We start from the raw sequence: 6,305 nt of genomic DNA, 5'->3' as shown, positions 1-6,305 counted from the left end.
GCCCCTTGCGATATTCTTTGCTTATGGCGATAACCTCCCATGAGCAAGTTTACCACGATCCCTTAACTGCTGAAGCCTTTCGCCTGAAAGGCGAAGGTTTTAGACCTGGCGCATGGAAAAATAAAATTAAAAAATTGTATTTCGGTTATGAGGAGATTGCCAGGGTCTTTGAGGTCAGCAGGGCTTCCGCCAAGGTGACTGCCAGCCGTTATGTCAGACAGGGACTGCTTGGGGTCAAAATCGTCTTTCTAAGAAGAACACATTGGGAATACCGAGGGGTGTTGATGAAATATTGACCGGCCTGCTTTCTGCATGAGACCCCCGGCAGGTCAGGCTGAACTTTAAGGCTCTTCGACCTTCTTGTTGGTCTTTTCCGCTATCAAACTTCGAGTGCGGATCACCATAGGTTTAGCCATGACGCTTGCAGGTCTTGACTTCATTGATAGTATGTGCGTTTATCTAATGCGATTGAGCTACTCAAACAGAAACTTGCATCAAGAGCTCGGGTGCTGAGTGACGGGAAATGGTTGGAATTGCCGTTTTTTTCTTGCTATTTTGAGCATTCGGATAATTTAGAACCCGATCGTTGTCTTAGGAAGACCGGAAATGGGCAATAAGAGATATCAAATTTCCAGGGACAGGTATGATGCGGTCGTCTTTGATCTGGACGGAGTGGTTACCAGGACAGCATGTATCCATGCCGCTGCATGGAAGGATCTCTTTGATGAATTACTAAAAAAACGCTGTAAAGACGAAACATTTGAACCTTTTGATTCCGGTGCCGATTACCGTAAATACGTGGACGGCAAGCCCCGTCATGAAGGAGTGAAGGGCTTTCTTGCCTCCCGCGGGATAGAGGTTGCATACGGCAATGCCGATGATTCACCGGACAAAGAAACGGTTTGCGGCCTGGGAAACAGGAAAAACCGGTTGTTCTTGAAGCGCCTGAAAATGGAAGGGGTGCGGGTCTATGAATCCACCATAGACTTGATAGGCAGGCTCAGAAAGAGGGGCTTTAAGACCGCCATCGTCTCTTCCAGCAGGAACTGTGCTGATATCCTTGACAGGGCCAATATCACAGATCTGTTTGATGCAAAGGTGGATGGGATGGACTCCGAGGTCCTTGACCTTACAGGCAAACCCGAGCCGGACATCTTTTTGGAGTCAGCCCGGCGGCTGAAGGTTAAACCTGAAAGGTGCGTGGTGGTGGAGGATGCTGTTTCAGGTGTCCAGGCCGGACGCAAAGGGGGATTCGGCCTGGTTATAGGAGTCGACCGGGCACGGCAGGAAAAGGCGCTGAAAGAAGCAGGGGCCGACATGGTGGTCCAGGACCTTTCAGAAATAAAGACGGCGGCTGATATGAAGGACCTGCCCCATGCCCTGGAGGCCTTTGAGGAAATCAGGGAACAGATAGGGGGCAAAGAAGTGGTCGTTTTTCTCGACTATGACGGCACACTGACCCCTATCGTCTCCCATCCCGAGGATGCCGTACTGTCCGAAGATATGCGAAAAACGCTTGCCGGTCTGTCCGGCCAATGCCCTTTAGCGATAATAAGCGGAAGAGGCCTTAAAGACGTAAAAGAGCGGGTAGGTATCAAAAACATCTGCTATGCCGGCAGCCACGGTTTTGAAATAAAAGGACCGGGAGATCTAAAGATGGAGCATGAAGAGGCCATAAAGCTCCTCCCGGTCCTTGATGAGGCCGAAGAAGACCTGAAGCGGCAACTTGCGGATATCAAAGGCGCCCAGGTAGAACGCAAGAAATTTACCATTGCGGTTCATTACCGTAATGTCGGGGACGAACACGCTGGTTCGGTGGAAAAAATTGTAGACCGTGCGGCTGATCATTATTCAGGGCTTCGAAAGGCAGAGGGCAAGAAGGTCTATGAACTCAGGCCCGATATCGACTGGGACAAGGGAAAGGCGATTTCCTGGATTCTGGATACCCTGAATTTTGTCGGTCCGGGGATCTTTCCCTTTTATATAGGAGACGATATTACGGATGAGGACGCCTTTGAGGCCCTCGCCGGGCAAGGCATAGGCATTGTGGTGGGGGAAAATTCCCGGACCACTGAAGCCGTGCTCAGACTGAAATCTCCTGATCAGGTTCGTATGTTTCTGTGCAAACTGAAGTCCGCGCTGGAACATGGAAATGCCTGGTCACTGACCTGTGAGGGCTTCAATCCAAAAGAAGAAGGCCTGCGGGAGGCGCTGTGCACCCTGGGAAACGGCTATTTCGGTACCCGGGGGACAGGGCCGGAGGCGGATGCAGACGATATCCACTATCCCGGAACCTACCTGGCCGGCGGCTACAACCGCCTCAAGACCAAAATAGCGGGCCGGACCATAGAGAACGAGGATCTGGTCAATATGCCTAATTGGCTTTGCCTCAATTTCCATATCCCTGGTGAAGAATGGTTTGATCTAAAGGCGGTGGACATCCTTTTCTATTGCCAGCATCTGGATATCAAAAGAGGGATGCTTCACCGGACGGTGCGATTCAGGGATACGAAGGGCCGGGAAACGAGACTGCTCCAGTGCCGGCTGGTCCATATCGGCGATAAACATGTGGCTGCACTGAAAACGGTCATTACGCCGTTAAACTGGAGCGGTAAACTGGAGATTCGCTCTGCACTGGACGGCCGGGTCACCAATTCCGGCGTAGAACGTTATAAAGGTCTGAGCAACAGGCATCTGGAGCCGGTGGAAAGCAGACTGATCGATGAAAACAGAATGCTTTTGAAAGTGCGTACCAGCCAGTCCGGGTTGCACGTTGCGATGGGTGCAAGGACGGAAATATTCCGGGACGGAAAACCACTGGCTTTCAAACGAACCGTAATGGAAAGTCCGGCCTATGTTGCCCAGCTATTTACAGTGGAGGTTACCAAAGGGACAGGGATTACCATAGAAAAGACGGTTTCATTGTACACCTCCAGGGATCCGGCCATCTCTGAGTGCTCCCTTGAGGCGGAGAAGGCAATCACTGATGCCGGCAGCTTCTCCGGTCTGCTCCGGTCCCATGTCCTTGCCTGGCAGCACCTGTGGCGCAGGTTTGACGTCAAGGGGAAATTGAGCGTCTCTTCTGATGACCATCATATACAAAGAAACATCCGTTTGTACAGCTTCCATATTCTGCAAAGCTCTTCCATGCACTCTATCGACATCGACGTGGGGATACCCTCACGGGGATGGCACGGCGAGGCCTACCGCGGGCATATCTTTTGGGACGAGCTGATTATTTTTCCCTTTCTTAACTACAGGGCCCCACAGATTACCCGAAGCCTGCTCATGTATCGCTATCGCCGCCTCAAAGAGGCACGGAGGGCCGCCCGCAGGCTGGGCTACAAGGGAGCCATGTATCCGTGGCAGAGCGCAAGCAACGGCAGAGAGGAAACCCAGCAGATCCATCTCAACCCAAGGTCAGGCCGATGGATCCCGGATCACTCGCACCGGCAGCGTCATATAAACGCCGCCATTGTCTACAATATATGGCAGTACTGGCAGATCAGCGGCGACCTGGAATTTTTGTCCTTTTACGGCGGTGAGATGATACTGGAAATCGCCCGCTTTTGGGCCAGTATAGCAACATATAATCAGGAGCTTGACCGGTACGAGATCCGCGGCATCATGGGCCCGGACGAATATCATGACAGCTATCCAGGAGCAGATGAGCCGGGCCTGAACAACAACGCATACACCAACATTATGGTGGCCTTTGTAATGAACCGTGCACTTGAACTGCCTCGCATCCTTCCCGAGGAGCAATTCATTCAGCTATACCAAAAGCTTGACATAAAAGAGACAGAAATGGAGAGATGGGAAGAGATGAGCCGCAAGATGCGGGTGACATTCCATGATGACGGAATAATCAGCCAGTTTGAGGGTTATGGCCGCCTGGAGGAATTCGACTGGGAGGGTTACCTGAAAAGATACGGGAATATTCAGCGCCTGGACCGGATCCTGGAGGCGGAAAACGACACGACAAACCGCTACAAGGTCTCCAAACAAGCCGATGTCCTGATGCTCTTCTATCTTTTCAGCGCCGAGAAACTGAAAAAGCTGTTCAGCCAGCTGGGATATCCCTTTGAATATGAAACCATACCCAAAAATATTGATTACTACCTGAAACGTACCTCCAACGGCTCGTCCCTGAGCTGGATCATTCATTCCTGGGTTGCCATCCGGCGGGACAGGGAACGTTCGTGGGAATTCTTTAACCAGGCCCTGAAAACGGATATAGCCGACATCCAGGGCGGCACCACACGGGAAGGTGTTCATTTGGGAGCCATGGCCGGCTGCGTGGATATGCTTCAGCGAGGTTATACAGGACTGGAGGCACAGGGTGACGTGCTGCGCCTGAATCCATCCTTTCCCAGGGAGATAAGGCAGGTGCACTTTCATCTTCGATATCGGGGACACTGGCTGGATCTGGACATTGCCTCCGACAGGCTGAAGATTACAGCCCTCTCGAGCAGGGCAAAGCCGATTCAGGTCCGGGTTAAAGACAAGGATTTTGAACTCAAAGAGGGAGAGACCGAAGAGGTCGTATTTTAAAGTTGCTAAGTGTTTTCATCAGGACCAAGGAATCGGGTCCCAAGATACATATAATGAAGTCCGGATATCACAGTGATCAGGACAGTAGCCACATAGAGAAAAGGTAAAAACCTGCTCAGTGTTCCCAACTCACGATTTACAAGAACTACAAAAATAGTCCCCAATTGGGCCACGGTAGTTATCTTACCCAGCACAGACGGGCGGATTTCCACTCCACCCTGAAACAGAAATATTATCAGGACTCCGAACACGATTATCACATCCCGGCTGATCACAGTTACTGCCAGCCAGGCCGGCAGTAACTTTACGACCGCAAGGGTTACATAAGCTGATGTGAGAAGGAGTTTGTCTGCAATAGGGTCCAAAATGGCGCCGATACGGGTCTTCTGTCTCATATATCGAGCTATCAGTCCGTCCAGGCCGTCGGTTATTCCGGCTACAGTGAAAACAATCAGGGCTTCCGCAAATTTACTGTTGATAAGGAGTATCACCAGCAACGGCGTAAGTATAATGCGTATGAGTGTCAGTAAATTAGGTATGTTCAATTCTCAGATCTCATTCACTGCAAAAAGTCTGAAACATGATTCCGCTCAAAAAGCCCGAGACCTGCCTGCCGGCAGGCAGGTGCAAGGCGCTAAAATCAGCTCAAAGCTCAAAGGTTAAAGCTCAAAGAGCTATCGCAATCAGCCCCTTTCAGCTTTCGGCTTCAGGCTTTCAGCTCTTATGCAACGCCGCGGATTGGGTTTTTTTAGCGGAATCAGATCTAATTTTATGCCAGATACTGTAGACGTCCGTCAGGGCTTCAGGATGATACCATCTGATCTCAGGATCGGCCCGGAACCAGGTGAGCTGGCGCTTTGCATAGTGACGGGTATCCCTTCTCAATTGACTTACGGCCTCATCAAGGGACGATTCTCCCCTGAGAAAACGGATCATATGCCGATATCCAAGGGACTGCAAGGGTTTAAGACGATGTGAATACCCTTTATTCAACAATAATTCCACTTCCTCCAGGAGCCCGGCATCCAGCATATAGTCAACCCGCGAGTCAATCCGCTCATAGAGTTCTTCCCTGGGCCTCACCAGTCCTATCTTTATGCAGGGCAGTCTCTGACCTGACATACTTTTATGCCTCCTATGCCATTTTGATATGGGCTCGCCGGTCTGATGATACACCTCAAGAGCCCTTATTACCCTGAATGTATCATTCGGATGGAGCCTGCTCGCTGCTTCCGGGTCTGCACGGGCAAGTATGTCATGCAAGGCCCTTTTCCCATGATTCGACAAAATTTTACGCAACATTTCCCTCACCACGGGGTCATGTCCAGGACACGGGGCCAGTCCCTCAAGAAGAGACCTCAGATAAAGTCCGCTACCTCCGACCAGCAACGGCACCTTTCCCCTCGATGTCATCGACCTGATGATGCCCAGCGCCTTATGCACAAAGTCAGCCACGTCGAAGGGCTCATCAGGATCCGCGACGTCAATCATGTGATGGGGGACCTGCTGCTGTTCCTCAGGGTCTGGCTTGGCGGTCCCGATATCAAGTCCCCTGAATACCTGCACTGAATCCACACTTATGATCTCAGCGCATATCTCTTTCGCAAGGCGGAGAGACAGGTCCGTCTTTCCGGCAGCAGTCGGGCCGACAAGGGCCACCAGGGGAAATCGGGTGATTTGGTGGCTGATGGATCCAATCATCGCTTTTACCATAACTTACTCATTTTTATATTTTATCATAGAATGCAGGA

At 51.1% G+C, this 6,305-nt stretch carries 4 protein-coding genes; 2 read left to right on the top strand and 2 right to left on the bottom strand.

Annotation, left to right across the window (positions count from 1 at the left end; translation table 11 throughout):
• The first annotated feature begins 23 nt into the window (after positions 1-23).
• The gene (locus tag C4B57_01140) at positions 24-296 is read left to right on the top strand and encodes a hypothetical protein (GenBank protein PXF56082.1); all 273 of its coding nucleotides are present in this window, start codon (positions 24-26) and stop codon (positions 294-296) included.
• Positions 297-606: 310 nt separating this feature from the next.
• Positions 607-4,554 carry a trehalose-phosphatase gene (gene otsB / locus C4B57_01135; GenBank protein ID PXF56081.1) on the top strand — a complete coding sequence of 1,316 codons (3,948 nt, stop codon included), beginning with the start codon at positions 607-609 and terminating at the stop codon, positions 4,552-4,554.
• A 5-nt stretch (positions 4,555-4,559) separates the two neighbouring features.
• Here otsB and C4B57_01130 read toward each other — a convergent pair whose 3' ends face one another.
• Complete coding sequence (locus C4B57_01130) at positions 4,560-5,099, bottom strand: CDP-diacylglycerol--glycerol-3-phosphate 3-phosphatidyltransferase (GenBank protein PXF56080.1); 540 nt, start codon at positions 5,097-5,099, stop codon at positions 4,560-4,562.
• 169 nt (positions 5,100-5,268) lie between these two features.
• The gene (locus C4B57_01125; protein ID PXF56153.1) at positions 5,269-6,255 is read right to left on the bottom strand and encodes a tRNA (adenosine(37)-N6)-dimethylallyltransferase MiaA; all 987 of its coding nucleotides are present in this window, start codon (positions 6,253-6,255) and stop codon (positions 5,269-5,271) included.
• Positions 6,256-6,305 lie beyond the last annotated feature (50 nt).

The organism is Deltaproteobacteria bacterium, assembly GCA_003194485.1.
Lineage (GTDB): Bacteria > Desulfobacterota > Dissulfuribacteria > Dissulfuribacterales > UBA3076 > UBA3076.
Note: the sequence above shows the minus strand (reverse complement) of the source record. Positions and strands in the feature narration are given on the sequence as shown.

Bases quoted from the DNA above. Each gene is read 5' to 3' on its own strand.
- C4B57_01140 (PXF56082.1), top strand. From the start codon at position 24: ATGGCGATAACCTCCCATGAGCAAGTTTACCACGATCCCTTAACTGCT.
- otsB (PXF56081.1), top strand. From the start codon at position 607: ATGGGCAATAAGAGATATCAAATTTCCAGGGACAGGTATGATGCGGTC.
- C4B57_01125 (PXF56153.1), bottom strand. From the start codon at position 6,255: ATGATTGGATCCATCAGCCACCAAATCACCCGATTTCCCCTGGTGGCC.